22 protein-coding genes are annotated in these 25466 nt (G+C 63.1%); 20 read left to right on the top strand and 2 right to left on the bottom strand.

Features of this window, described 5'->3' with window-relative positions:
• Positions 1-275 precede the first annotated feature (275 nt).
• The 16 genes from mraZ to lpxC all read left to right on the top strand — a co-directional run bounded on the left by mraZ (position 276) and on the right by lpxC (position 18085).
• Positions 276-731 carry a division/cell wall cluster transcriptional repressor MraZ gene (gene mraZ / locus HU764_RS21260; RefSeq protein ID WP_004575120.1) on the top strand — a complete coding sequence of 152 codons (456 nt, stop codon included), beginning with the start codon at positions 276-278 and terminating at the stop codon, positions 729-731.
• A complete protein-coding gene (rsmH, locus tag HU764_RS21255) occupies positions 728-1675 on the top strand; it encodes a 16S rRNA (cytosine(1402)-N(4))-methyltransferase RsmH (RefSeq protein ID WP_027594008.1) in 948 nt (315 codons plus the stop codon). Before mraZ ends, rsmH begins: the two co-directional genes overlap by 4 nt.
• Positions 1672-1965 carry a cell division protein FtsL gene (gene ftsL, locus HU764_RS21250; RefSeq protein ID WP_099430370.1) on the top strand — a complete coding sequence of 98 codons (294 nt, stop codon included), beginning with the start codon at positions 1672-1674 and terminating at the stop codon, positions 1963-1965. Before rsmH ends, ftsL begins: the two co-directional genes overlap by 4 nt.
• On the top strand, positions 1965-3701 hold the full coding sequence (locus HU764_RS21245; RefSeq protein WP_172960429.1) for a peptidoglycan D,D-transpeptidase FtsI family protein: 1737 nt from the start codon (positions 1965-1967) through the stop codon (positions 3699-3701). The genes ftsL and HU764_RS21245 overlap by 1 nt, the downstream gene beginning before the upstream one ends.
• Entirely contained in the window at positions 3698-5188 is a 1491-nt protein-coding gene (locus HU764_RS21240; protein WP_186702505.1) for a UDP-N-acetylmuramoyl-L-alanyl-D-glutamate--2,6-diaminopimelate ligase, read from the top strand. The genes HU764_RS21245 and HU764_RS21240 overlap by 4 nt, the downstream gene beginning before the upstream one ends.
• On the top strand, positions 5181-6548 hold the full coding sequence (locus tag HU764_RS21235; protein WP_186677737.1) for a UDP-N-acetylmuramoyl-tripeptide--D-alanyl-D-alanine ligase: 1368 nt from the start codon (positions 5181-5183) through the stop codon (positions 6546-6548). Before HU764_RS21240 ends, HU764_RS21235 begins: the two co-directional genes overlap by 8 nt.
• Positions 6548-7630: a phospho-N-acetylmuramoyl-pentapeptide-transferase gene (gene mraY / locus HU764_RS21230; protein ID WP_027594013.1), complete on the top strand. Its 1083-nt coding sequence runs from the start codon at positions 6548-6550 to the stop codon at positions 7628-7630. The genes HU764_RS21235 and mraY overlap by 1 nt, the downstream gene beginning before the upstream one ends.
• A gap of 6 nt (positions 7631-7636) precedes the next feature.
• Positions 7637-8983 carry a UDP-N-acetylmuramoyl-L-alanine--D-glutamate ligase gene (gene murD, locus HU764_RS21225; protein WP_085273655.1) on the top strand — a complete coding sequence of 449 codons (1347 nt, stop codon included), beginning with the start codon at positions 7637-7639 and terminating at the stop codon, positions 8981-8983.
• Complete coding sequence (gene ftsW, locus HU764_RS21220; protein ID WP_027594015.1) at positions 8980-10194, top strand: putative lipid II flippase FtsW; 1215 nt, start codon at positions 8980-8982, stop codon at positions 10192-10194. Before murD ends, ftsW begins: the two co-directional genes overlap by 4 nt.
• The gene (gene murG, locus HU764_RS21215) at positions 10184-11263 is read left to right on the top strand and encodes an undecaprenyldiphospho-muramoylpentapeptide beta-N-acetylglucosaminyltransferase (RefSeq protein WP_186702506.1); all 1080 of its coding nucleotides are present in this window, start codon (positions 10184-10186) and stop codon (positions 11261-11263) included. Before ftsW ends, murG begins: the two co-directional genes overlap by 11 nt.
• Positions 11256-12704 carry a UDP-N-acetylmuramate--L-alanine ligase gene (gene murC / locus HU764_RS21210; RefSeq protein WP_027594017.1) on the top strand — a complete coding sequence of 483 codons (1449 nt, stop codon included), beginning with the start codon at positions 11256-11258 and terminating at the stop codon, positions 12702-12704. The genes murG and murC overlap by 8 nt, the downstream gene beginning before the upstream one ends.
• Positions 12701-13657 (top strand): D-alanine--D-alanine ligase, encoded by a 957-nt coding sequence (locus HU764_RS21205; RefSeq protein ID WP_099455237.1) that lies wholly within the window; start codon positions 12701-12703, stop codon positions 13655-13657. The genes murC and HU764_RS21205 overlap by 4 nt, the downstream gene beginning before the upstream one ends.
• 5 nt (positions 13658-13662) lie before the next feature.
• Positions 13663-14532, top strand: coding sequence for a cell division protein FtsQ/DivIB (locus HU764_RS21200; protein WP_027594019.1), 870 nt, complete (start codon positions 13663-13665; stop codon positions 14530-14532).
• A 14-nt stretch (positions 14533-14546) separates the two neighbouring features.
• A complete protein-coding gene (gene ftsA, locus HU764_RS21195; RefSeq protein WP_027594020.1) occupies positions 14547-15809 on the top strand; it encodes a cell division protein FtsA in 1263 nt (420 codons plus the stop codon).
• A gap of 55 nt (positions 15810-15864) precedes the next feature.
• A complete protein-coding gene (gene ftsZ, locus HU764_RS21190; RefSeq protein ID WP_003251871.1) occupies positions 15865-17061 on the top strand; it encodes a cell division protein FtsZ in 1197 nt (398 codons plus the stop codon).
• A 112-nt stretch (positions 17062-17173) separates the two neighbouring features.
• Complete coding sequence (lpxC, locus tag HU764_RS21185) at positions 17174-18085, top strand: UDP-3-O-acyl-N-acetylglucosamine deacetylase (RefSeq protein ID WP_027594021.1); 912 nt, start codon at positions 17174-17176, stop codon at positions 18083-18085.
• A gap of 52 nt (positions 18086-18137) precedes the next feature.
• On the opposite strand, the gene HU764_RS21180 is transcribed toward lpxC, so the two are convergent.
• A complete protein-coding gene (locus tag HU764_RS21180) occupies positions 18138-18593 on the bottom strand; it encodes a DUF721 domain-containing protein (RefSeq protein ID WP_027594022.1) in 456 nt (151 codons plus the stop codon).
• Positions 18594-18901: 308 nt separating this feature from the next.
• Here HU764_RS21180 and secA point away from each other — a divergent pair, with 308 nt between their 5' ends.
• The 4 genes from secA (at position 18902) to HU764_RS21160 (ending at position 24758) form a co-directional block, all read left to right on the top strand.
• Positions 18902-21637 carry a preprotein translocase subunit SecA gene (gene secA, locus HU764_RS21175; RefSeq protein WP_085273642.1) on the top strand — a complete coding sequence of 912 codons (2736 nt, stop codon included), beginning with the start codon at positions 18902-18904 and terminating at the stop codon, positions 21635-21637.
• 193 nt (positions 21638-21830) lie between these two features.
• Positions 21831-23048: a bifunctional glutamate N-acetyltransferase/amino-acid acetyltransferase ArgJ gene (gene argJ, locus HU764_RS21170; protein ID WP_027594024.1), complete on the top strand. Its 1218-nt coding sequence runs from the start codon at positions 21831-21833 to the stop codon at positions 23046-23048.
• Positions 23049-23184: 136 nt separating this feature from the next.
• Positions 23185-23817: a glutathione S-transferase family protein gene (locus HU764_RS21165; RefSeq protein WP_186702507.1), complete on the top strand. Its 633-nt coding sequence runs from the start codon at positions 23185-23187 to the stop codon at positions 23815-23817.
• Complete coding sequence (locus HU764_RS21160; RefSeq protein ID WP_186702508.1) at positions 23814-24758, top strand: Nudix family hydrolase; 945 nt, start codon at positions 23814-23816, stop codon at positions 24756-24758. Before HU764_RS21165 ends, HU764_RS21160 begins: the two co-directional genes overlap by 4 nt.
• 140 nt (positions 24759-24898) lie before the next feature.
• On the opposite strand, the gene HU764_RS21155 is transcribed toward HU764_RS21160, so the two are convergent.
• Positions 24899-25465, bottom strand: a complete 567-nt coding sequence (locus HU764_RS21155; protein ID WP_186677728.1) for a cob(I)yrinic acid a,c-diamide adenosyltransferase — start codon at positions 25463-25465, stop codon at positions 24899-24901.
• Between the last annotated feature and the right edge of the window lies 1 nt (position 25466).

Here is a 25466-nt window from a genome sequence, read left to right as displayed (position 1 = left end):
GCTCTGGTAATACCGAAAAAATCTTACTCTTAATAAATCACTTTAACTTCGAACTCCATACGCTTGCGTGGGTTTGATTTTTCTCGTGTTTTTTTTCCGCCTGAACTCTTTCCACATTCCTTTATCGCGCTAAATCTCGGTCCTGTAAGGCTTTTCCTTATGAACGTGCCTTGACGGTGCAGCGGGCGGATTCCTATAGTGTGCGCAAGTGGCAGAAAGTGGGATGAAGTGGGTTTTCTGGCACAAAAAAGCTACCATTGTGGGGAATCGCAGCCGTGTTCCGCGGAGCCAACGCCGTCAGCCTCGATGCCAAAGGCCGTCTCGCCATGCCGAGCCGGTACCGCGACGAGCTCGATTCGCGTTGCAATGGTCAGCTGATCGTGACCATCGATGCTGTAGACCCCTGCTTGTGTGTCTACCCCCTTGATGAGTGGGAACAGATAGAAGCCAAGTTGCGTGCCTTGCCGTCGTTGCGTGAGGAAAACCGCCGCCTGCAGCGTTTGCTGATCGGTAATGCGGTTGACCTGGAGCTCGATGGCAGTGGGCGTTTCCTGGTACCGCCCCGCCTGCGTGAGTACGCCAAGCTCGACAAGAAGGCGATGCTGGTGGGGCAACTGAACAAATTCCAGCTGTGGGATGAGGATGCCTGGAACGCGGTTTCGGCAGCCGACCTTGCAGCTATTCAACAACCGGGCGCCATGCCCGACGAATTGCGTGACCTGATCCTGTGACCATAGATAGCGGCTTCAACCACATTACCGTCCTGCTCGACGAAGCTGTCGAGGCATTGGCCCTGCGCGCCGACGGTTGCTATCTGGACGGCACCTTTGGCCGTGGCGGACACAGCCGTCTGATCCTCAGCAAGCTCGGGCCGCAAGGGCGGCTGCTGGGCTTCGACAAAGATCCACAGGCGATTGCCACAGGGCAAGCGCTGGCGGCCGAAGACGGCCGCTTTGTCATTGTGCAGCGCAGCTTTGCCGAGTTGGGCGCGGAAGTGGCCGAGCGCGGCCTGGCTGGCAAGGTCAGCGGTATCCTGCTTGACCTTGGCGTTTCCTCGCCGCAGCTGGATGACCCTGAACGCGGCTTCAGTTTCCTCAATGATGGCCCGCTGGACATGCGCATGAACCCTGACCAGGGCATCAGCGCTGCCGAGTTCATCGCTACCGCACCCGTGGAAGAAATTGCCCGCGTATTCAAAGAGTACGGTGAGGAGCGTTTCGCCGGGCGCATGGCGCGCGCGGTCGTGGAACGCCGCGAAAAGCAGCCCTTCACCCGTACTGCCGACCTGGCCGAAGTGCTCAAGGTCGCCAACCCGGCGTGGGAAAAGGGCAAGAACCCGGCCACCCGCGCCTTCCAAGGCCTGCGCATCCACGTCAACAACGAGTTGGGTGACCTTGAGGCTGGGCTTGAGGCCGCGCTCGATGCGCTGGAAATCGGTGGTCGCCTCGCGGTCATCAGCTTCCACTCGCTCGAAGACCGCATCGTCAAATTGTTCATGCGCAAGCTGGTCAAGGGCGAGGCAGACAACCTGCCGCGCAACCTGCCGGTACAGCACAAGGTCTTCGAACCGAAAATCAAGCTCATCGGCAAGGCACAGTTCGCGTCCGAGGCTGAGCTCAAGGCCAACCCGCGGTCGCGCAGCGCCGTGATGCGGGTGGCGGAGAAGCTGCGGTGAGCAGGCTGTTTGCCAAGCCATTGCCAGGCGGAAGCTTCCTGATGCTTCTGCTGTTCGTCGGTGTCCTGGTTTCGGCCATCGCCGTGTCCTACAGCGCCCACTGGAACCGTCAGTTGCTCAATACCCTGTACGGCGAATTGAACGAGCGTGACAAGGCCCAGGCTGAATGGGGGCGCTTGATCCTTGAGCAAAGCACCTGGACCGCCCACAGCCGTATCGAGAGCCTCGCTTCCGAGCAATTGAAAATGCGCGTCCCTGCGGCTGACGAAGTGCGGATGGTGGCGCCATGATGAAGCTCGAAGGCGCACTCTACCCCTGGCGCTTCCGGGTAGTGATCGGTTTGCTGGCACTGATGGTGGGTGCCATCTGCTGGCGCATCATCGACCTGCAGGTCGTCGACCGTGACTTCCTCAAGGGCCAGGGTGATGCCCGCAGCCTGCGGCATATTCCGATTCCTGCGCACCGTGGCCTGATCACCGACCGCAACGGCGAGCCGCTGGCGGTCAGTACGCCGGTCACCACCCTGTGGGCCAACCCCAAGGAAATGCAGGCCGCCAAGGACCGTTGGCCGCAGTTGGCGGCTGCATTGGGGCAAAACGCCCAGCAGTTGACCGAGCGCCTGACCCAACAGGCCAACAAGGAATTCATCTACCTGGTCCGCGGGCTGACCCCGGAGCAGGGCCAGCAGGTGCTCGACCTGAAAGTGCCGGGCGTGTATGGCCTGGAAGAGTTCCGCCGCTTCTACCCGGCCGGTGATGTCACCGCGCACATGGTCGGCTTTACCGACCTTGATGACCACGGGCGTGAAGGGGTAGAGCTGGCCTACGACGAATGGCTGGCCGGCGTGCCGGGCAAGCGACAGGTGATCAAGGACCGGCGTGGCCGGCTGATCAAGGACATTCAGGTCACCAAAAACGCCAAGGCCGGTAAGACCTTGGCGTTGTCGATAGACCTGCGCCTGCAATACCTGGCCACCCGCGAACTGCGCAACGCCATTGCCGAACAGGAAGCCAAGGCCGGCAGCCTGGTGATCATGGACGTCAAGACCGGTGAAGTCCTGGCCATGGTCAACCAGCCGACCTACAACCCAAACAACCGCCGCAGCATGTTCCCTGCTGCGATGCGTAACCGGGCGATCATCGACGTGTTCGAGCCAGGTTCGACCGTCAAGCCGATCTCCATGAGTGCGGCGCTGCAGAGCGGGCGCTGGAAAACCACCGACAAGGTCGAGGTTTACCCGGGCAGCCTGCAGATCGGCCGCTACACCATCAAGGACGTTTCCCGCAGCGAGGGCCCGATCCTCGACCTGACCGGCATCCTGATCAACTCCTCTAACGTCGGCATGAGCAAGATCGCTTTCGACATCGGTGGCGAGGCCATCTACCGGGTCATGTCCCAGGTTGGCCTGGGGCAATACACCGGCCTGGGCTTCCCGGGCGAGCGGGTGGGCAACCTGCCTAACCACCGTGAGTGGCGCAAGGCCGAGACCGCGACCCTGTCCTATGGCTATGGCGTATCGGTGACTGCTCTGCAGCTGGTGCATGCCTACGCGGCGCTGGCCAACGACGGCAAGATGGTGCCGCTGTCGATCCTCAAGGTGGACAAGGCGCCCGAGGCTGTTCAGGCGATTCCGAAAGAAACCGCCGAAACCGTTCAAGGCATGCTGCAGCAGGTGATCGAGGCGCCGCGCGGGGTATTCCGTGCGCAGGTGCCGTTCTATCACGTGGGTGGCAAGTCCGGTACGGCGCGTAAGGCGACCGTTGGTTCCAAGGGCTACACCGAAAACGCCTACCGCTCGCTGTTCGCAGGCTTCGGCCCGATGAGCGATCCGCGTTACGCCATCGTCGTGGTCATCGATGAACCAAGCAAGGGCGGCTACTTCGGTGGTCTGGTTTCGGCGCCTGTGTTCAGCAAGGTCATGTCGGGCACCCTGCGGTTGATGAACGTGCCGCCAGACAACCTGCCGCCGCCACCCACCGCACAACCACAAGTCACTGCAGCTGCCGCCAAGGGAGGGCGTGGATGATGACAATGCCATTGAGCAAGCTTTTCGCCCACGCCAGTCGCGATCCGCTGATCCGCGAGCTGACCCTGGACAGCCGCGCCGTGCGTCCGGGTGACCTGTTCCTGGCCGTGCCGGGTGCCAAGGTCGATGGCCGCGACCATATCGCCGACGCCTTGGCCCGTCGCGCTGCCGCCGTTGCCTATGAAGAGCAGGGCGCTACCGTGCTGCCGATCACCGACGTGCCGCTGATTCCGGTCAAGGGCCTGATCGCCCAGCTGTCGGATATCGCCGGTCGCTTCTATGGCGAACCGAGCCGCCAGTTGAACCTGGTTGGCGTTACCGGCACCAACGGCAAGACCAGTGTCACGCAACTGGTGGCCCAAGCGCTTGACGTGCTGGGCCAGCGTTGCGGCCTGATCGGCACCCTGGGTACCGGCTTCTACGGTGAGCTGCAGAGCGGCCGCCTGACCACGCCGGACCCGATCGCGGTGCAGTCGACGCTCTACGACCTGAAAAAGGGCGGTGCCAAGGCAGTAGCGATGGAGGTGTCCTCGCATGCCCTGGAGCAGGGGCGTGTCGCCGCATTGGCGTTCGACATCGCGGTCATGACCAACCTGTCCCGTGATCACCTGGACTACCACGGCAGCATGCAGGCCTATGAGGCGGCCAAGGCCAAGCTGTTCGCCTGGCCGAACCTGCGTTGCCAGGTGGTCAATCTGGATGACGACTTTGGCCGCCGGCTGGCGCTGGCGTATGCCCGCCGTCCGAATGCCGATCATATCGAGACCCGGCTGCTCAGCTACAGCCTGGAAAACCCGGAAGCGTCGTTGTATTGCCGTGAAGCCACCTTCGATGACGATGGCGTGCGCGCAATCCTCGTGACCGCCCAGGGTGAGCGTACCTTGCGCAGCCAACTGCTTGGCCGCTTCAACCTGAGCAACATGCTCGCGGCCGTGGCCACGCTGCTGGCCCTGGATTATTCGCTGGACGAAATTCTCAAGGTCACCCCGCAGTTGCAAGGGCCGGTTGGCCGCATGCAGCGCTTGGGTGGCGGCGACAAACCGCTGGTGGTGGTCGATTACGCCCACACCCCGGATGCCCTGGAAAAAGTACTCGAGGCCCTGCGCCCACATGCGCACGGCAAGCTGCTGTGCCTGTTCGGCTGCGGTGGCGACCGTGACCGTGGCAAGCGCCCGCTGATGGCCGGCGTGGCCGAGCGCCTGGCCGACCGCGTGCTGGTTACCGATGACAACCCGCGCAGTGAAGACCCACTGCGGATCTTCGACGATATCCGCCCTGGTTTTGCCAAGCCAGACAGCGTCGAGTTCGTCGCTGGCCGCGGCGAAGCCATCGCCCACCTGATCGCCACTGCCGCAGCCGATGACGTTATCGTCCTGGCCGGCAAGGGGCACGAGGATTACCAGGAGATTCGCGGCGAGCGCCACGATTTCTCCGATCTGGTCGAAGCCGAGAAGGCACTTGCAGCCTGGGAGGCTCCACATGCTTAAAGCCATGACACTCAGCCAGCTGACCACAGCACTGAGTGCTCGCCTGGTCAGCGCCGACGCCAGCTTTAACGGCGTCAGCATCGACAGCCGCAGCGTCACTGCTGGGCAGTTGTTCGTCGCGCTGACGGGGCCACGCTTCGATGGCCATGATTACCTGGCCGATGTAAAAGCCAAGGGCGCCGTTGCCGCGCTGGTCGAGCGCGAAGTTGCCGATGTAGACCTGCCGCAGTTGCTGGTCGCCGACTGCCGTCTGGCCCTGGGCCAGCTCGGGGCGCTGAACCGCGCTGCGTTCGACAAGCCTGTCGTAGCCATCACCGGCTCCAGCGGCAAGACCACGGTCAAGGAAATGCTGGCCAGCATCCTGCGCACCCGTGGCCTGGTGCATGCCACCCGCGGCAACCTGAACAACGACCTCGGTGCCCCGTTGACCCTGCTGGAAATCGCCCCGGAGCACAGCGCGGCGGTGATCGAGCTCGGTGCTTCGCGCATCGGTGAAATCCGCTACACCGTCGGCCTGACCCAGCCCCAGGTGGTCATCATCAATAACGCCGGCACCGCCCACGTGGGTGAGTTCGGCGGCCCTGAGAAAATTGTCGAAGCCAAGGGCGAGATCCTCGAAGGCCTGGGCGAGGGCGGCACGGCCATCCTCAACCTGGACGACAAGGCCTTTGGCATCTGGAAGGCACGTGCCGGGGCGCACACGGTCATCAGCTTCGCCCGCAATGACGCTAGCGCCGATTTCCATGCCACTGACATTGGTCGTGATGCGCGGGGTTGCCCGTCGTTCAAGCTGCATGGCGCCGGTGAAACCGTAGACGTGCAACTCAACGTGCTGGGCGAGCACAACGTCAGCAATGCGCTGGCTGCCGCCGCTGCTGCCCATGCCGTCGGTCTGAGCCTGAGCGGCATCGCCGCTGGGCTGAACGCCGTGCAACCGGTCAAGGGCCGCACCGTGGCGCAGATCGCGCCAAATGGTGTGCGCGTGATCGACGACAGTTACAACGCAAATCCCACCTCCATGTGCGCGGCCATTGATATACTCGCCGGCTTTTCCGGCCGCACCGTCCTGGTGCTCGGGGATATCGGCGAATTGGGCCAATGGGCGGAAGAAGGCCACCGTCAGGTGGGTGACTACGCGCGTGGCAAGGTCGACGCCCTGTACGCAGTGGGTACCAACATGACACATGCGGTCAAGGCGTTCGGCGCCAATGGCCGTCATTTCGCTACTCAAGCTGAGCTGATCGACGCGGTTAGCGCCGAAAATGCCAGCGACACCACAATCTTGATCAAGGGCTCGCGTAGCGCTGCGATGGAAAACGTCGTGGCGGCTTTGTGTGGTTCAAGCGGGGAGAAACATTAATGCTGCTGCTGTTGGCTGAGTATCTGCAACAGTTCCATAAAGGCTTCGCGGTCTTCCAGTACCTGTCCCTGCGCGGAATCCTGGGTGTACTGACCGCGTTGTCACTGGCGCTGTGGCTGGGCCCTTGGATGATCCGTACCCTGCAGATCCGCCAGATCGGTCAGGCTGTCCGTAACGACGGCCCGCAATCGCACTTGTCCAAATCCGGCACCCCCACCATGGGCGGCGCGCTGATCCTGTCCGCTATCGCCGTCAGCACCCTGCTGTGGGCTGACCTGTCCAACCGCTACGTGTGGGTCGTGCTGATCGTCACCCTGGCGTTTGGCGCCATCGGCTGGGTCGATGACTACCGCAAGGTGATCGAAAAGAACTCCCGTGGCTTGCCAAGCCGCTGGAAGTACTTCTGGCAGTCGGTGTTTGGCCTGGCTGCTGCGGTCTTCCTTTACAAGACCGCCCCGACTAGCGTTGAAACCACACTGATCCTGCCGTTCATCAAGGATGTCACCATCCCGCTGGGCGTTGGCTTCATCGTTCTGACCTACTTCGTCATCGTCGGCTCCAGCAACGCGGTCAACCTCACCGATGGCCTCGACGGCCTGGCCATCATGCCAACGGTCATGGTGGGCGGTGCATTGGGCATCTTCTGCTACCTGTCGGGTAACGTGAAATTCGCTGAGTACCTGCTGATCCCGTATGTGCCGGGTTCGGGGGAACTGATCGTGTTCTGCGGCGCATTGATCGGCGCTGGCCTGGGCTTCCTGTGGTTCAACACTTACCCGGCGCAAGTCTTCATGGGTGACGTTGGCGCGCTGGCGCTGGGCGCCGCGCTGGGCACCATCGCGGTGATCGTTCGCCAGGAAATCGTCCTGTTCATCATGGGCGGCATCTTCGTGGTGGAGACCCTGTCGGTGGTGATCCAGGTCGCCTCCTTCAAGTTGACCGGCAAGCGTGTGTTCCGCATGGCGCCGATCCACCACCACTTTGAACTCAAGGGCTGGCCTGAGCCACGGGTGATTGTCCGTTTCTGGATCATCACCGTGATTCTGGTGCTGGTCGGCCTTGCAACCCTGAAACTGAGGTAGATGAGCGTGTCACTGATCGCTTCCGACCAATTCCGCATCGTTGTCGGCCTCGGCAAGAGCGGCATGTCCCTGGTTCGCTTCCTGGCGAGCCGGGGCATTGCCTTTGCGGTCGCCGACACCCGCGAGCAACCGCCGGAACTGGACACCCTGCGCCGTGATTACCCGCAGGTGGAAGTGCGCTGTGGCGAGCTGGACGTGGACTTCCTGTGCCGCGCCAACGAACTGTACGTGAGCCCGGGCCTGGCCTTGTCCACCCCGGCGCTGCAACAGGCTGCGGCACGGGGTGTGGCCCTGTCGGGCGACATCGAGCTGTTCGCCCGCCATGCCAAAGCGCCAATCATCGCCATCAGCGGCTCCAACGCAAAAAGCACAGTGACCACCCTGGTCGGCGAAATGGCTGCCAAGGCGGGCAAGCGCGTGGCCGTGGGCGGTAACCTCGGCACGCCAGCCCTGGACCTGCTGAGCGATGAGGTGGAGCTGTATGTGCTGGAGCTGTCCAGCTTCCAGCTGGAAACCACAGACCAGCTCAACGCCGAAGTCGCCACCGTGCTGAACATCAGCGAAGACCACATGGACCGCTACAGCGGCCTGCCGGCTTATCACCTGGCCAAGCACCGCATCTTCCGGGGCGCTCATCAGGTGGTGGTTAACCGCCAGGACGCGCTGAGCCGGCCATTGCCGGTCGAAGGCCGGCCGTGCTGGAGCTTTGGCCTTAACCAACCGGACTTCAAGGCCTTTGGCCTGCGTGAGGTCGACGGCGAGAAATACCTGGCGTTCGAATTCCAGAACCTGATGCCCGTGCGCGACCTGAAAATTCGCGGTTCGCACAACCACAGCAACGCCCTCGCAGCCCTGGCCCTCGGCCATGCCGCTGGCTTGCCGTTTGCACCGATGCTCGACGCCCTGCGCGAGTTTGGTGGCCTGGCCCATCGTTGCCAGTGGGTGCGCGAGCGCAATGGTGTCAATTGGTACGACGACTCCAAGGCCACCAACGTCGGTGCTGCGCTGGCGGCCATCGAAGGCCTGGGCGCGGATATCGCCGGCAAGCTGGTGTTGATCGCCGGCGGTGACGGCAAAGGTGCTGACTTTGCCGCGCTGCGTGAGCCAGTGGCGCGCTTCTGCCGTGCGGTGGTGCTGTTGGGCCGTGATGCCGAGCGCCTCGCCGAAGCGTTGGGCGAAGGTGTACCGCACGTGCGGGTCAAGACCCTGGAAGAGGCCGTCGAGCAGTGCGCCGCCCTGGCTCAGCCGGGTGATGCCGTGCTGTTGTCGCCGGCCTGCGCCAGCCTCGACATGTTCAAGAACTTTGAAGAACGCGGGCGCTTGTTCGCCCAAGCGGCGGGAGGGCTGGCATGATCTTCGGCATCTTCAAGCCGTACCCGTCGCCGCTGATCAGCGGCCGTGGCATCGACCTCGACTTTGCCATGCTTGCCGGCTGCCTGGCATTGCTGGGCCTGGGCCTGGTGATGATCACCTCGGCGTCCTCGGAAGTGGCCGCGGTGCAGTCGGGCAACCCGCTTTACCACATGTTCCGTCACCTGGTGTACGTGGTCATCGGCCTGGTCGCCTGCGGCGCCACCATGCTGGTGCCAATCGCCACCTGGCAGCGCATGGGCTTCATGATGCTGCTGGGCGCCTTCGGCCTGCTGGTGCTGGTGCTGGTGCCGGGTATCGGCCGGGAAGTGAACGGTTCCATGCGCTGGATCGGCTTCAGCTTCTTCAACGTGCAGCCGTCGGAGATCGCCAAAGTCTTCGTGGTCATCTACCTGGCCGGCTATCTGGTACGCCGGCAGACCGAGGTGCGCGAGAGCTGGATGGGCTTCTTCAAGCCGTTCATCGTGCTGCTGCCGATGGCTGGCCTGCTGCTGATGGAGCCGGACTTCGGTGCCACCGTGGTGATGATGGGCGCTGCGGCGGCCATGTTGTTCCTCGGCGGGGTGGGGTTGTTCCGCTTCAGTTTGATGGTGGTGCTGGCGGTGGTCGCGGTGTTTGTCCTGGTGCAGGCCCAGCCGTACCGGATGGCACGTTTGATCACCTTTACCGACCCCTGGTCCGACCAGTTCGGCTCGGGCTACCAGTTGACCCAGGCCTTGATCGCTTTCGGCCGCGGTGAGTGGCTGGGCGTGGGCCTGGGCAACAGCGTACAGAAGCAGTTCTACCTGCCCGAGGCGCACACTGACTTCGTGTTCTCGGTGCTGGCTGAAGAGCTCGGCGTGGTCGGCTCACTGGTCACCATCGCGCTGTTCGTTTTCGTCACCGTGCGCGCCTTGTACATCGGCCTGTGGGCCGAAAAGGCCAAGCAGTTCTTCGCCGCCTACATGGCATTCGGCCTGGCCTTCCTGTGGATCGGCCAGTTCCTGATCAATATCGGCGTGAACGTCGGCCTGCTGCCGACCAAGGGCCTGACCTTGCCGTTCCTCAGTTACGGGGGCAGTTCGCTGGTGATCTGTTGCGCCTGCGTGGGCTTGCTGCTGCGTATCGAGTGGGAGAGCCGCACGCACCTGGGCAGCGAGGAACACGAATTCAATGAAAGCGATTTTGCCGAGGAGACCAGTCATGGCCGCTGACGGCAAGAACGTACTGATCATGGCAGGCGGTACCGGGGGCCACGTGTTCCCGGCCCTGGCCTGCGCCCGGGAATTCCAGGCACGGGGTTATAACGTGCACTGGCTGGGCACGCCGAAAGGCATCGAGAACGAACTGGTGCCCCAGGCCGGTCTGCCGTTGCACCTTATCCAGGTCAGCGGCCTGCGCGGCAAGGGCAAGTTGTCGCTGCTCAAGGCGCCGTTCACCCTGGTCAAGGCGGTGCTGCAGGCACGGCGCATCATTCGTCAGCTCAAGCCTGTGTGCGTGCTGGGCTTCGGTGGCTACGTGACCGGGCCGGGCGGTGTGGCCGCGCGGCTGTGCGGTGTGCCGCTGGTCATTCACGAACAGAATGCGCGCGCGGGTACCGCCAATCGGTTGCTGGTGCCACTCTCGGCACGCGTCTGCGAAGCTTTCCCGAACACCTTCGCGGCCAGCGAAAAACGTCGCACCACCGGCAACCCGGTGCGCCCGGAGCTGTTCATGGACGCGCAACGCGCACCCTTGGCCGAACGCCGTGCACGCCTGCTTGTGCTCGGGGGCAGCCTGGGTGCGGAACCATTGAACAAATTGTTGCCTAAGGCCCTGTCTGAAGTGCCTGCAGCACTGCGGCCAGAGGTGTTCCACCAGGCTGGCAAGCAACATGCGCCGATCACCGCCGAGCGTTATCACGAGGCGGGCGTCGAGGCTCAGGTAGAGCCTTTCATCAAGGACATGGCCCAAGCCTATGGCTGGGCCGACATCGTGGTGTGCCGGGCCGGTGCCCTGACCGTCAGCGAACTCGCGGCGGCGGGCCTGCCTTCGATGCTGGTGCCGTTGCCCCATGCGATCGACGATCACCAGACCCACAACGCCCACTATCTGGCTCGGGAAGGCGCTGCCTTCCTGATGCCACAAGCGACAACTGGCGCAGCGCAGCTCGCTGAACGCCTGAACGAGGTGCTGATGCAACCCGAGAAACTCAACACCATGGCTGGCACCGCACGGCGCCTGGCCAAACCTGCCGCAACCAGCACCGTGGTCGATATCTGCCTGGAGGTGGCCCATGGTTGAAAGCCAGAAAGCCATGCCGCAGCCAAAAATGGGCCGCATCCGTCGCATCCACTTCGTCGGTATCGGCGGCGTGGGCATGTGCGGCATCGCCGAAGTGCTGCTGAACCTGGGCTATGAAGTGTCCGGTTCCGACCTCAAGGCCTCGCCGGTTACCGAGCGGCTGGAGTCGTTCGGCGCAGAGATCTTCGTTGGCCACCGTGCCGAAAACGCTGCCAACGCCGACGTACTGGTCGTGTCCAGTGCCATCAACCCGGCCAACCCGGAAGTCGCCACTGCTCTGGAACGTCGTATTCCCGTGGTGCCGCGTGCCGAGATGCTCGCCGAGCTGATGCGCTACCGCCATGGCGTGGCCGTTGCCGGCACGCACGGCAAGACCACCACCACCAGCCTGCTGGCCTCGGTGTTCGCCGCTGGCGGCCTGGACCCGACGTTCGTCATCGGCGGGCGCCTGACCGCAGCGGGCACCAATGCCCAGCTCGGCACCAGCCGCTACCTGATCGCCGAAGCAGACGAGAGCGACGCCAGCTTCCTGCACCTGCAACCGATGGTCGCCGTGGTCACCAACATCGACGCCGACCACATGGCCACCTATGAGGGTGACTTCAACAAACTGAAGAAAACCTTCGTCGAGTTCCTGCACAACCTGCCGTTCTATGGGTTGGCAGTGATGTGTCTGGACGACCCGGTGGTGCGCGAGATCCTGCCGCAGGTCAAACGCCCGACGGTCACCTACGGCTTCAGCGAAGAGGCCGACATCCGCGCCATCAATGTGCGCCAGCAGGGCATGCAGACGCACTTCACCGTGCTGCGCCGCGACTGCGAGCCGCTGGAGGTGTCGGTGAACATGCCCGGCAACCACAACGTGCTCAACGCCCTGGCAACCATTGCCATCGCCTCTGACGAAGGCATCAGCGACGAGGCCATCGTCCAGGGGCTGTCCGGCTTCCAGGGTGTTGGCCGACGCTTCCAGGTCTACGGCGAGCTGCCGGTCGACGGCGGCAGCGTGATGCTGGTCGACGACTACGGCCACCACCCGACTGAGGTGGCTGCAGTGATCAAGGCCGTGCGCGGGGGCTGGCCAAGCCGCCGCCTGGTGATTGTCTACCAGCCGCACCGTTACAGCCGCACCCGCGACCTGTACGACGACTTCGTACAAGTGCTGGGCGACGCCAACGTGCTGCTGCTGATGGAAGTCTACCCGGCCGGTGAAGAGCCGATTCCGGGTGCGGACAGCCGTCAGCTGTGCCACAGCATTCGCCAGCGCGGCAAGCTTGACCCGATCTACATCGAACGTGGCGCCGAGCTTGCGCCCCTGGTCCAGCCGCTGCTGCGTGCCGGCGACATCCTGCTGTGCCAGGGTGCCGGTGATGTCGGTGGCCTGGCCCCGCAATTGATGAAAAGCCCGCTGTTCGCTGGCGCCAAGCAGGAGAAGTCGAAATGACCAGCGCCTACGACAAGCTGCACTCGACCCTGGACGTCAAGGCGTTCGGCCGCGTCGCCGTGCTGTACGGCGGCAAGAGTGCCGAGCGTGAAGTCTCGCTCAAGTCCGGCGCCGCCGTGATCGACGCCTTGACCCGCGCCGGTGTCGACGTGGTTGCCATCGATGTGGGCGACGACCTGCTCGACCGCCTGCAACGCGAGAAGATCGACCGCGCCTTCATCATCCTCCACGGCCGTGGCGGTGAAGACGGCAGCATGCAAGGCCTGCTCGAGTGCCTGGGCATCCCTTACACCGGCAGCGGCATCCTCGCGTCGGCCCTGGCCATGGACAAACTGCGCACCAAGCAGGTGTGGCAGAGCCTGGGCATTCCGACCCCGCGCCACGCGGTATTGGCCAGCGAAAGCGATTGTTTGAAGGCCAGTACGGAACTGGGCTTCCCGCTTATCGTCAAACCCGCCCATGAAGGCTCTAGCATCGGCATGGCCAAGGTGAACAGCGAGCAGGAACTGGTCGCCGCCTGGCAGGACGCCGCCAAATACGATTCCCAGGTACTGGTGGAGCAGTGGATCCACGGGCCGGAGTTCACCATCGCGGTACTGCGCGGCCAGGTGCTGCCGCCGATCGCCCTGGGTACGCCGCACGTGTTCTACGACTACGACGCCAAGTACATCGCCAACGATACCCAGTACCGCATCCCGTGCGGCCTGGACAGCGTCAAGGAACAGGAACTCATCGACCTGACCGCGCGCGCCTGCGATGCCATCGGCATCGAAGGCTGGGGGCGGTTGGATGTGATGCAGGACGAGCAGGGCCGGTTCTGGCTGCTCGAAGTCAACACCGCACCCGGCATGACTGATCATAGCCTGGTGCCCATGGCGGCCCGCGCGGCCGGCTTGGACTTCCAGCAATTGGTGCTGGCAATCCTGGCCGCCAGCGTCGAGACGCGAGGTTAACAGCCATGCAAGGCGCGATGTTACGTCATCAGCAACCCGCCACCGGCCGTAACAAGCCGGTGCCGCGTGGTGCCAGTCGAATGGTGGCCAAAGAGCCCATGTCGGCGCGCCTGCCCAAGGCCAACTTCAGTGGACTCAAGCGCCTGCTTTGGCCGGTGCTGCTGGTGGCAGCAGGCTTCGGCGCCTATGAAGGTGCCATTCGCCTGATGCCCTACGCCGACCGGCCGATCACCAAGATCGCGGTGCAGGGCGACCTCAGCTACATCAGCCAGCAGGCGGTGCAGCAGCGGATCGCCCCGTTCATGGCGGCGAGCTTCTTCAGTGTCGACCTGCCGGCGATGCGCGCAGAGCTCGAGCAGATGCCGTGGATCGCCCACGCCGAGGTGCGGCGCGTGTGGCCGGACGAGGTGGTGATCCGCCTGGAAGAACAGCTGCCAGTGGCACGCTGGGGTGACGAAGCCTTGCTCAATAACCAGGGCCAGGCCTTTACCCCGCGTGAGCTGGCCAACTATGAGCACCTGCCGCAGCTGTTCGGGCCGCAGCGTGCTCAGCAACAAGTCATGCAGCAGTATCAGGTATTGAGCCAGATGCTGCGCCCCATGGGCTTTTCCATCGCTCGCCTGGAACTGCGCGAGCGAGGCAGCTGGTTCCTGACCACCGGTGCGGGCAGCACCGGGCCAGGCATCGAACTGCTGTTGGGGCGCGACCATCTGGTGGAGAAGATGCGCCGTTTCATTGCCATTTACGACAAGACGCTTAAAGAGCAGATCACCAACATCGCCCGCATCGATCTGCGATACGCCAACGGACTTGCCGTTGGTTGGCGGGAACCGATTGCACCGACGACGGCCCAACCCGCCGTTGCGAAGAATTAGAGAGAGGCAGGACCATGGCAAACGCGCATAGCGGCAAAATGATCGTCGGGCTGGACATTGGCACCTCCAAGGTGGTGGCGCTGGTCGGCGAAGTGGGCGAAGACGGCACCCTGGAGATCGTCGGGATCGGTACCCATCCGTCCCGCGGCCTGAAGAAGGGCGTGGTGGTGAACATCGAGTCGACCGTGCAGTCGATCCAGCGCGCGGTGGAAGAAGCGCAGCTGATGGCGGGCTGCCGCATCCACTCGGCCTTCGTCGGCGTGGCGGGCAACCACATCCGCAGCCTGAACTCCCACGGCATTGTCGCCATTCGCGACCGTGAGGTCAGCGTTGCCGACCTTGAGCGCGTGCTCGACGCCGCCCAGGCCGTGGCCATCCCGGCCGATCAGCGTGTGCTGCACACCCTGCCGCAGGACTACGTGATCGACAACCAGGAAGGCGTGCGCGAGCCGCTGGGCATGTCCGGCGTGCGTCTGGAAGCCAAGGTCCATGTGGTCACCTGTGCGGTCAACGCGGCGCAGAACATCGAGAAGTGCGTACGCCGCTGCGGCCTGGAAATCGACGACATCATCCTTGAGCAGCTGGCTTCGGCCTACTCGGTGCTGACCGACGACGAAAAAGAGCTCGGCGTGTGCCTGGTGGACATCGGTGGCGGTACCACCGACATCGCCATCTTCACCGAAGGCGCGATCCGCCACACCGCGGTCATCCCGATTGCCGGCGACCAGGTGACCAACGACATCGCCATGGCCCTGCGCACTCCGACCCAGTACGCCGAAGAAATCAAGATCCGCTACGCCTGCGCACTGGCCAAGCTGGCCGGCGCCGGCGAAACCATCAAGGTGCCGAGCGTGGGTGATCGCCCACCGCGCGAGCTGTCGCGCCAGGCCCTGGCCGAGGTGGTGGAGCCGCGTTACGACGAGCTGTTCACCCTGATCCAGGCCGAACTGCGCCGTAGCGGCTACGAGGACCTGGTGCCGGCCGGCATCGTCCTGACCGGCGGCACCGCGAAGATGGAAGGCGCCGTTGAACTGGCCGAGGAAATCTTCCACATGCCGGTACGCCTGGGCGTACCGCACAGCGTTCGGGGGTTGAGCGACGTGGTGCGCAACCCGATCTATTCCACCGGCGTGGGCCTGCTCACCTACGGCCTGCTGAAGCAGTCCGAGGACATGGTCCTGACCGGTAACAGCAACAGCAGCAGCAACAGCTATGGCGATGAACCGAAGGCCCCAGTGCTTGAGCGCTTCAAGCGGTGGGTCCAGGGCAATTTCTAAGTTTCAAAGCAGTAGTGGTAGGCGCAACAACTAGAGAACTGTAAGGAGAGGGAAAATGTTCGAGCTCGTAGACAACGTCCCGCAAAGTCCGGTCATTAAAGTGATCGGCGTTGGCGGTGGTGGCGGCAACGCCGTCAACCACATGGTCAAAAGCAGCATCGAAGGCGTGGAATTCATCTGCGCCAACACGGATGCTCAGGCGCTGAAAAACATCGGCGCGCGCACCATCTTGCAATTGGGCACTGGCGTGACCAAAGGCCTGGGTGCAGGTGCCAATCCAGAAGTCGGCCGTCAGGCCGCGCTGGAAGACCGTGAGCGCATCGCCGAGGTGCTGCAGGGCACCAACATGGTGTTCATCACCACCGGCATGGGTGGCGGTACCGGTACCGGTGCAGCCCCGATCATCGCCGAAGTGGCGAAGGAAATGGGCATCCTCACCGTCGCCGTGGTGACCCGTCCGTTCCCGTTCGAAGGTCGCAAACGTATGCAGATCGCCGATGAAGGCATCCGCATGCTGGCCGAGAGCGTCGACTCGCTGATCACCATCCCTAACGAGAAGCTGCTGACCATCCTGGGCAAGGATGCCAGCCTGCTGTCCGCCTTTGCCAAGGCTGACGACGTGCTGGCCGGTGCCGTGCGCGGTATCTCCGACATCATCAAGCGCCCTGGCATGATCAACGTCGACTTCGCCGACGTGCGTACCGTGATGGGTGAGATGGGCATGGCGATGATGGGTACTGGCTGCGCCAGCGGCCCGAACCGTGCGCGTGAAGCCACCGAGGCGGCGATCCGCAACCCGTTGCTCGAAGACGTCAACCTGCAGGGCGCCCGCGGCATCCTGGTGAACATCACCGCCGGCCCTGACCTGTCGCTGGGTGAGTACTCCGACGTAGGTAGCATCATCGAAGCCTTCGCCTCTGACCACGCGATGGTCAAGGTCGGCACCGTGATCGACCCAGACATGCGCGATGAGCTGCACGTCACCGTGGTCGCCACTGGCCTGGGCGCACGCATCGAGAAGCCGGTCAAAGTGGTGGACAACACCCTGCAGACCGCTCAACAGGCATACGAGGCTTCCAACCCGGCACCGGTTCGCCAGGAGCAGCCTGCGGTCAACTACCGTGACCTGGAGCGCCCGACTGTAATGCGCAACCAGGCCCATGCAGGTGCCGCCGCGGCAGCTAAACTCAACCCTCAGGATGACCTGGACTACCTTGATATCCCGGCTTTCCTGCGTCGTCAGGCTGATTAATGGAATTTATCAGGGGTATAAAGGTGATTGGTATTCAGCAAAGGTCGGGTCTGTTATCATCCCCAGCCTTTGTTGATACCTGTTCGCAATTTGCGCTGAAGCGGCCAATGCCATGATTAAACAACGCACCCTGAAGAATACCATCCGTGCCACAGGTGTCGGTCTGCACTCCGGGGAGAAGGTATACCTGACCCTCAAGCCTGCACCTGTTGACACCGGCATCGTCTTCCGCCGCGCTGATCTCGACCCTGTGGTCGAAATCGCAGCGCGTGCGGCCAACGTTGGCGAGACAACCATGTCGACGACGTTGGTCAACGGTGACGTCAAGGTCGATACGGTCGAGCACCTGCTCTCCGCCATGGCGGGCCTGGGCATCGATAACGCCTACGTCGAGCTCTCCGCCTCGGAAGTGCCGATCATGGATGGCAGCGCCGGACCCTTTGTATTCCTGATTCAGTCTGCCGGCCTGGAAGAACAGGACGCAGCCAAGAAGTTCATCCGCATCCTGCGTGAGGTGACTGTGGAAGAAGGCGACAAGCGCGCTACCTTCCTGCCTTTCGACGGGTTCAAGGTGAGCTTCGAGATCGACTTCGATCACCCGGTCGTCAGCGGCCGGACCCAGAGCGCCAGTGTCGATTTTTCCAGCACGTCGTTCGTGAAAGAAGTCAGCCGTGCCCGCACCTTCGGTTTCATGCGGGACATCGAGTACCTGCGCAAGCATAACCTTGCGTTGGGCGGCAGTGTGGAAAACGCCATCGTGGTAGACGAGACAGGCGTGTTGAACGAAGACGGCCTTCGCTATGAAGACGAATTCGTGAAGCACAAGATTCTCGACGCCATCGGTGACCTCTACCTGCTGGGCAACAGCCTGATCGGCGAGTTCAAGGGCTACAAGTCCGGACACGCGCTGAACAACCAACTGTTGCGCAAGCTCATTGCTGAAACCGATGCCTGGGAAGTGGTCACTTTCGAAGATGCCAGCACGGCACCGATCTCGTACATGCGCCCTGTTGCGGCCGTGTAAGTTCGAACACTCTCTAGTTCATTAAGGCCACCTTCGGGTGGCCTTTTTTATTTCAGCCTTTATCCCGGGCGTGGCTGGCGAGACGTTCCAGGGCAGCGCGCAATTTCGGGTCGGCAATCCCCTCGGCGGTATCGCGAAGGCTTTCTGCGGCATTGCTCGACAGCGCTGCAGCATGCCCGCCACGCTTGGCAGGCACCAATGGCGGTTGCACCTTGTACAAGATGCGCCGCAGGTTGCCGAACGCTTCCATGGCCTGCAACTCACGCATAAGGCGCTTTTGCTGATAGCGCAAGCGAGTAGCCCAATGGCCGTCGGTAACCACCAGCAACAATACGCCATCACGCCACGATGCCACGTGGCAGTGCTCGCGGGCAGCCGGCTGCAGTTGGCTTTCCAGCAAGCGCTGCAGGTGTTCCAGGCGTTCGGCCTGGTTCAGCAGCAGGCGCAGCGGGCGCACCTGGCGCAGCAGGGCGGACGGTAGCTGGGCAGGGGAGGGTTTGTAGGCCATGGTGGTCGCAGGAGGTTACAAGAGCGGCAGTTTAACACCTCTGTTGCCTGTGCCGGCCTCTTCGCCGGTACAGACCACACAAGGTAAGACTCATTCTCGATACGTTTCATCTTGCTGAGCCTTGAACTCAGGGAAAATGACCCTATCTAAGAAACGCCCCTGCCAAAACGCTGTATCAGCATCGTGGAAATCCACCACTTTCCTCACCATCGTTTCCGGGTAGAATGCTCGTTCGCATGCGGCCTCAGGGCTGCACGGGCGACTCATGGGGCCGCCCTCCATCCCTACGTGTGGAAGATCCTGCCGATATGTTTGCGCCTTTGTTAAAGAAACTTTTTGGAAGCAAGAATGAGCGTGAAGTCAAACGCATGCTCAAGACGGTGACTATCGTCAATGCCTTCGAAGAGAAGATGGTGGCCCTGTCCGATGAGCAACTGCGGGGCAAGACCGCAGAGTTCAAGGAGCGCTTGGCCAAAGGCGAGACACTGGACCAATTGCTGCCCGAAGCCTTCGCTGTCGCCCGTGAGGCCGGCAAGCGCGTCATGGGCATGCGCCACTTCGACGTGCAGCTGATCGGCGGCATGACCCTGCACGAGGGCATGATCGCAGAAATGCGCACCGGTGAAGGCAAGACCTTGGTCGGTACCCTGGCCGTCTACCTCAACGCATTGTCCGGCAAAGGCGTGCACGTGGTCACCGTCAACGACTACCTGGCCCGCCGTGACGCCAACTGGATGCGCCCGCTGTACGAGTTCCTCGGCCTGTCCGTGGGCATCGTCTCGGCCTTCCAGCCGCCGGAAGAAAAGCGCGCTGCCTACGCCTCCGACATCACCTACGGCACCAACAACGAATTCGGTTTCGACTACCTGCGCGACAACATGGCGTTCAGCCAGGAAGAGAAGTTCCAGCGTGAACTCAACTTCGCGGTGATCGACGAAGTCGACTCGATCCTCATCGACGAAGCCCGTACCCCGCTGATCATCTCTGGCCAGGCCGAGGACAGCTCCAAGCTGTACATCGAGATCAACCGCCTGATCCCGCGCCTGACCCAGCACATCGAAGAAGTCGAAGGCCAGGTCACCCAGGAAGGCCACTTCACCATCGATGAGAAGAGCCGCCAGGTCGAACTCAACGAAGCCGGTCACCAGTTCATCGAAGAGATGCTCACCCAGGCTGGCCTGCTGGCCGAAGGCGAGAGCCTCTACTCGGCGCACAACCTGGGCCTGCTGACCCACGTCTACGCCGGCCTGCGCGCGCACAAACTGTTCCACCGTAACGTCGAGTACATCGTCCAGGATGGCCAAGTCCTGCTGATCGACGAGCACACCGGCCGTACCATGCCTGGCCGTCGCCTGTCCGAAGGCCTGCACCAGGCCATCGAGGCCAAAGAGAACCTGAACATTCAGGCCGAGAGCCAGACCCTGGCGTCGACCACCTTCCAGAACTACTTCCGTCTTTACACCAAGCTGTCCGGCATGACCGGTACCGCCGACACCGAAGCGTTCGAGTTCCAGTCGATCTACGGCCTGAACGTGATGGTGATCCCGCCGAACAAGCCGCTGGCGCGTAAGGATTTCAACGACCTGGTGTACCTGACCGCCGACGAGAAATACGCCGCGATCATTGCCGACATCAAAGAGAGCATGACCCAGGGCCGTCCGGTGCTGGTGGGTACCGCCACCATCGAGACCTCCGAGCACATGTCCAACCTTCTGCAGAAGGAAGGCATTGAGCACAAGGTCCTCAACGCCAAGTACCACGAGAAGGAAGCCGAGATCATCGCCCAGGCCGGTGCGCCAGGTGCGTTGACCATCGCCACCAACATGGCCGGCCGTGGTACCGACATTCTGCTGGGCGGTAACTGGGAGGCCGAAGTGGCCGTCCTGGACAACCCGACCCCTGAGCAGATCGCCCAGATCAAGGCCGACTGGCAGAAGCGTCACCAGCAGGTGATCGAGTCGGGTGGCCTGCATGTGATCGCCTCCGAGCGTCACGAATCGCGCCGTATCGACAACCAGCTGCGTGGTCGTTCCGGCCGTCAGGGTGACCCAGGCTCCAGCCGCTTCTACCTGTCGCTCGAAGACAGCCTAATGCGCATCTTCGCCTCTGACCGGGTGAAGAACTTCATGAAGGCGCTGGGCATGCAGTCTGGCGAGGCGATCGAGCATCGCATGGTCACCAACGCCATCGAAAAAGCCCAGCGCAAGGTCGAAGGCCGCAACTTCGACATCCGCAAGCAGTTGCTTGAATACGATGACGTGGCCAACGAGCAGCGCAAGGTGATCTACCACATGCGCAACAGCCTGCTGGCGGCCGAGAACATTGGCGACACCATTGCCGAGTTCCGCAAGGAAGTGCTGGACGCTACCATCAGCCAGCACATTCCGCCGCAATCGCTGCCCGAGCAGTGGGACGTGGCCGGCCTGGAAGCCTCGCTGTCGAGCGATTTCGCCATGAAGCTGCCGATCCAGCAATGGCTCGACGAGGACGACCACCTCTACGAAGAGACCCTGCGCGAGAAGCTGCTGAGCGAGATCACCAGCGCCTACACCGAGAAGGAAGACCAGGCCGGCATCGACGCCCTGCGTACCTTCGAGAAGCAGATTCTGCTGCGCGTGCTGGACGACCTGTGGAAAGACCACCTGTCGACCATGGACCACCTGCGCCACGGCATTCACCTGCGCGGTTATGCGCAGAAGAACCCGAAGCAGGAGTACAAGCGCGAGTCGTTCACCTTGTTCCAGGAGCTGCTCGAGTCGATCAAGCGCGACACCATCCGCGTGTTGTCGCACGTTCAGGTGCGCCGCGAAGACCCGATCGAAGAAGAAGCCCGCCTGCGCCGCGAAGCCGAAGAGCTGGCCAGCCGCATGCAGTTCCAGCATGCTGCCGCGCCAGGCCTTGAAAGCGAAGCGCTGAACGAGGAGGGCGCCGAAGTGGCCGTGGCCGCAGCACCGGTGCGCAACGACCAGAAGCTGGGCCGTAACGAGCCATGCTGGTGCGGTTCGGGCAAGAAGTTCAAGCATTGCCATGGGCAGATCGAGTGATCTGACCCAGTCGCAGTAACGTGACAAACGGGGCCGCTGTGCGGCCCATTCGCGGCACAAGGCCGCTCCCACAGGGACCGCACCGGCTCAGAAGTCTGTGCTGGCCCTGTGGGAGCGGCCTTGTGCCGCGAATGGGGCGCGAAGCGGCCCCGCTCTTCCATCATCATTTCACCGTTTTTCTAGGAGCGCTCTAATGGCTGTTGGTCTTGGTCCTTTGCCCACCCTGCACCCGGTTCCGGGTTTTGAACTCGGCATCGCTTCTGCCGGCATCAAGCGCCCTGGGCGCAAGGATGTGGTGGTCATGCGCTGTGCCGAAGGCTCCAGCGTCGCTGGCGTGTTCACCCTCAACGCCTTCTGCGCCGCACCGGTGATCCTCTCCAAGCAGCGTGTTCAGGGCACTGTGCGTTACCTGCTGACCAACACCGGCAACGCCAACGCCGGTACCGGTGCACCGGGCCTGGCCGCTGCTGAGCGCACCTGCGCCAAGCTCGCCGAGCTGACCGGCGTGCCGGCCGAGTCGGTACTGCCGTTCTCCACCGGCGTAATCGGCGAGCCGTTGCCGGTCGAGAAGATCGAAGGCGCCCTGCAGGCTGCCCTGGACAACCTGTCGGAAAACAACTGGGCTGAAGCCGCCACCGGCATCATGACCACCGACACCCTGCCCAAGGGTGCCAGCCGCCAGTTCCAGCACGATGGCGTGACCGTGACCGTGACTGGCATCAGCAAAGGCGCCGGCATGATCCGCCCGAACATGGCCACCATGCTCGGCTACATCGCCACTGACGCCAAGGTCGCACCCAAGGTGCTCAAGGACCTGATGCTCGACGGCGCCAACAAGTCGTTCAACCGCATCACCATCGATGGCGACACCTCGACCAACGACTGCTGCATGTTGATCGCCACCGGCAAGGCCAACCTGCCAGAAGTCACTGAAGCCAGCGGTGCGCTGTTCGAAGCCCTGAAAAAAGCGGTGTTCGACGTGTGCATGGAGGTGGCCCAGGCCATCGTCCGTGATGGCGAAGGCGCCACCAAGTTCGTCACGGTGCAGGTCAACGGAGGTGGTAACCACCAGGAATGCCTGGACGTCGGTTACGCCGTCGCTCACTCGCCGCTGATCAAGACCGCGCTGTTCGCCTCTGACCCCAACTGGGGCCGCATCTTGGCCGCCGTCGGCCGGGCGGGCGTGCCGGAGCTGGATGTCAGCCTGATCGATGTGTACCTGGACAACGTCTGCATTGCCAGCCAAGGCGGGCGCAGCCCGAGCTACACCGAAGCGCAAGGCTCTGCGGTCATGGCCCAGGAAGAGATCACCATCCGCATCGAACTGGGCCGTGGTGCCTGCAGCGAAACCATCTGGACCACCGACCTGTCCCACGAGTACGTGAAGATCAACGCCGAATACCGCACGTGATTCAATTGGGGCCGCTTTGCGGCCCTTCGCGGCACAAGGCCGCTCCTACACCGGTCTGCGCTGTGCCTGTAGGAGCGGCCTTGCGTCGCGAAGGGCTGCGAAGCAGCCGCAAAACCCCGACAAATGGAGCCGAACCATGAGCTATCACCTGATCATCGGCGACAAGCTGTATTCTTCCTGGTCGCTACGCGGCGCCCTGGCCCTCGAACTGGCCGGCGTTCCCTACGAAGAAACCCTGATCAAACTCAACCAGCCCGACACCCGTCAGCGCCTTCTCGCTTACTCTGCCACCGGCAAGGTGCCGCTGCTCAAGACCGAGCATGGCGTGATCGCCGACTCCCTGGCCATCGCCGAATACTTCAACGAACGCCACCCCCAAGCGCAGCTCTGGCCTGCCGACGTGGCCGCCCGTGCCCAAGCCCGTTCGGCCTGCGCGCAGATGCACAGCGGCTTCTTCGCCTTGCGCGGGGCGATGCCGTTCGACCTGTCCCGTGACCAGGCCCTTGAGTCTGTGCCGCTGGAGGTGCAAATCGACATCGACCGTATCGTCGCGCTGTGGTCCGAATGCCGCCTGGTCGCCAAGGACACGGGCCCATTCCTGTTCGGCAAGCCGACCCTGGTCGATGCCTACTTCGCCCCGGTGGCGGTGCGCTTGCGCAGCTACCGCGTCGAAGTCCCGGCAGAGGCAGCGGCTTACATCGAGACTATTTACCAGTGGCCGGCATTCAAAGCCTGGCAGCAGGCTGGCCTGGCGGAGCGCGAAGGGTGAAACGCATTCATGTAGCGGCAGCGGTAATCCGCGGTGCCGATGGCCGCATTCTGATTGCGCGGCGGGCAGATACCCAGCACCAGGGCGGCCTTTGGGAGTTCCCGGGTGGCAAGGTGGAAGAGGGCGAAAGCGTCGAAGCGGCGCTGGCCCGTGAGCTGCGCGAGGAACTGGGTATCGACGTGACCCGGTCGCGGGCGCTGATCAAGGTCAGCCATGACTATCCGGACAAACAGGTGCTGCTGGACGTTCGCGTTGTCGAAGCGTTCACCGGTGAACCCCATGGCGCCGAGGGCCAGCCTTTGGAGTGGGTGGCACCGCGCGACCTCGCGCAGTACGACTTCCCTGCCGCGAACAGGCCGATAGTTGCCGCTGCACGGCTGCCGGATCAGTACCTGATCACGCCGGAGGGCCTGGACGTGCCGCAGATGCTCAAAGGCATCCAGAAGGCCGTGGCCGACGGCACCCGGCTGATCCAGCTGCGAGCGCCGGACATGTACGACCCCAAGTATCGTGACGTGGCGGTGGATGCGGTCGGCCTGTGCGGTGGCAAGGCCCAGTTGATGCTCAAAGGGCCGCTGGAGTGGCTGGGCGACTTCCCGTCGGCCGGTTGGCACCTGACGGCCGCGCAGTTGCGCAAGTATGCCGCCAAGGGGCGACCGTTCCCTGAGCACCGCTGGTTGGCGGCGTCGTGCCACAGTACCGAAGAGCTGGCATTGGCGGAGCAGATGGGGGTCGATTTTGTCACCTTGTCGCCGGTGCAGGCGACCCAGACGCATCCTGAAGCGTTGCCTTTGGGGTGGGAAGCGGCGCAGCGGGCGATTGCAGGTTTCAGCCGGCCAGTGTTCTTGCTGGGTGGGGTAGGGCCGGGTGATCGTGAGCGGGCCTGGGAAGCGGGGGCGCAGGGCGTGGCCGGGATCCGGGCGTTCTGGCCTGAGGTCTGAGTCGCTTGTGATTGGGGCCGCGGTGCGGCCCATTCGCGGGCAAGCCCGCTCCCACAGGTAACTGCGCAGGCTCAGACCTTGTGAGGGCCCGGTGGGAGCGGGCTTGCCCGCGAATGGGCTGCGTAGCAGCCCCAGCACGCTCAGCCCTGAGGCTTCTCAGCAGGCTGCCACAATACCTCGGCAACCCCCTGCCGCCGCCCAATGATCCGCGCTGCCACAAACAACAGATCCGACAGCCGGTTGATATACGCCAACCCAGCACCCTCCAGCGGCTCCAGCGCATTCAACTGTTGACACCGCCGCTCCGCACTGCGCGCCAGGCACCGGCACACATGCGCCTGCGCCACCAACGCCGAACCACTGGGCAGGATGAAATTCTTCAACGGCCCCAGCTCTTCGTTCCACACGTCGATTGCCGCTTCCAGCCGCTCCACCTCGGCCTGGTTCAGCGCCTGGTAACTGGGCATTGCCAGCTCGCCGCCGAGGTCGAACAAGCGGTGCTGACAGGGCGCAAGCACATTGCCCACTTCGTCCAGCCCCTGCTCAGCCAGGCCGGCGAGCAGCACCCCTAACTGGCTGTTGAGGCTATCCACCTCGCCGATGGCTTCGATACGCGGGTGGTCCTTGGGCACCCGGCGGCCGTCGCCCAGGCCGGTTTCGCCTTTGTCGCCAGTGCGGGTGTAGATCTTCGACAGGCGGTAGCCCATG

The sequence above is a fragment of the Pseudomonas kermanshahensis genome, assembly GCF_014269205.2.
Taxonomy (GTDB): domain Bacteria; phylum Pseudomonadota; class Gammaproteobacteria; order Pseudomonadales; family Pseudomonadaceae; genus Aquipseudomonas; species Aquipseudomonas kermanshahensis.
Note: the sequence above shows the minus strand (reverse complement) of the source record. Positions and strands in the feature narration are given on the sequence as shown.

Bases quoted from the DNA above. Each gene is read 5' to 3' on its own strand.
- HU764_RS21245 (WP_172960429.1), top strand. From the start codon at position 1,965: ATGAAGCTCGAAGGCGCACTCTACCCCTGGCGCTTCCGGGTAGTGATC.
- HU764_RS21240 (WP_186702505.1), top strand. From the start codon at position 3,698: ATGATGACAATGCCATTGAGCAAGCTTTTCGCCCACGCCAGTCGCGAT.
- HU764_RS21235 (WP_186677737.1), top strand. From the start codon at position 5,181: ATGCTTAAAGCCATGACACTCAGCCAGCTGACCACAGCACTGAGTGCT.
- mraY (WP_027594013.1), top strand. From the start codon at position 6,548: ATGCTGCTGCTGTTGGCTGAGTATCTGCAACAGTTCCATAAAGGCTTC.
- ftsW (WP_027594015.1), top strand. From the start codon at position 8,980: ATGATCTTCGGCATCTTCAAGCCGTACCCGTCGCCGCTGATCAGCGGC.
- murG (WP_186702506.1), top strand. From the start codon at position 10,184: ATGGCCGCTGACGGCAAGAACGTACTGATCATGGCAGGCGGTACCGGG.
- murC (WP_027594017.1), top strand. From the start codon at position 11,256: ATGGTTGAAAGCCAGAAAGCCATGCCGCAGCCAAAAATGGGCCGCATC.
- HU764_RS21205 (WP_099455237.1), top strand. From the start codon at position 12,701: ATGACCAGCGCCTACGACAAGCTGCACTCGACCCTGGACGTCAAGGCG.
- HU764_RS21200 (WP_027594019.1), top strand. From the start codon at position 13,663: ATGCAAGGCGCGATGTTACGTCATCAGCAACCCGCCACCGGCCGTAAC.
- ftsA (WP_027594020.1), top strand. From the start codon at position 14,547: ATGGCAAACGCGCATAGCGGCAAAATGATCGTCGGGCTGGACATTGGC.
- ftsZ (WP_003251871.1), top strand. From the start codon at position 15,865: ATGTTCGAGCTCGTAGACAACGTCCCGCAAAGTCCGGTCATTAAAGTG.
- lpxC (WP_027594021.1), top strand. From the start codon at position 17,174: ATGATTAAACAACGCACCCTGAAGAATACCATCCGTGCCACAGGTGTC.
- HU764_RS21180 (WP_027594022.1), bottom strand. From the start codon at position 18,593: ATGGCCTACAAACCCTCCCCTGCCCAGCTACCGTCCGCCCTGCTGCGC.
- secA (WP_085273642.1), top strand. From the start codon at position 18,902: ATGTTTGCGCCTTTGTTAAAGAAACTTTTTGGAAGCAAGAATGAGCGT.
- argJ (WP_027594024.1), top strand. From the start codon at position 21,831: ATGGCTGTTGGTCTTGGTCCTTTGCCCACCCTGCACCCGGTTCCGGGT.
- HU764_RS21165 (WP_186702507.1), top strand. From the start codon at position 23,185: ATGAGCTATCACCTGATCATCGGCGACAAGCTGTATTCTTCCTGGTCG.
- HU764_RS21155 (WP_186677728.1), bottom strand. From the start codon at position 25,465: ATGGGCTACCGCCTGTCGAAGATCTACACCCGCACTGGCGACAAAGGC.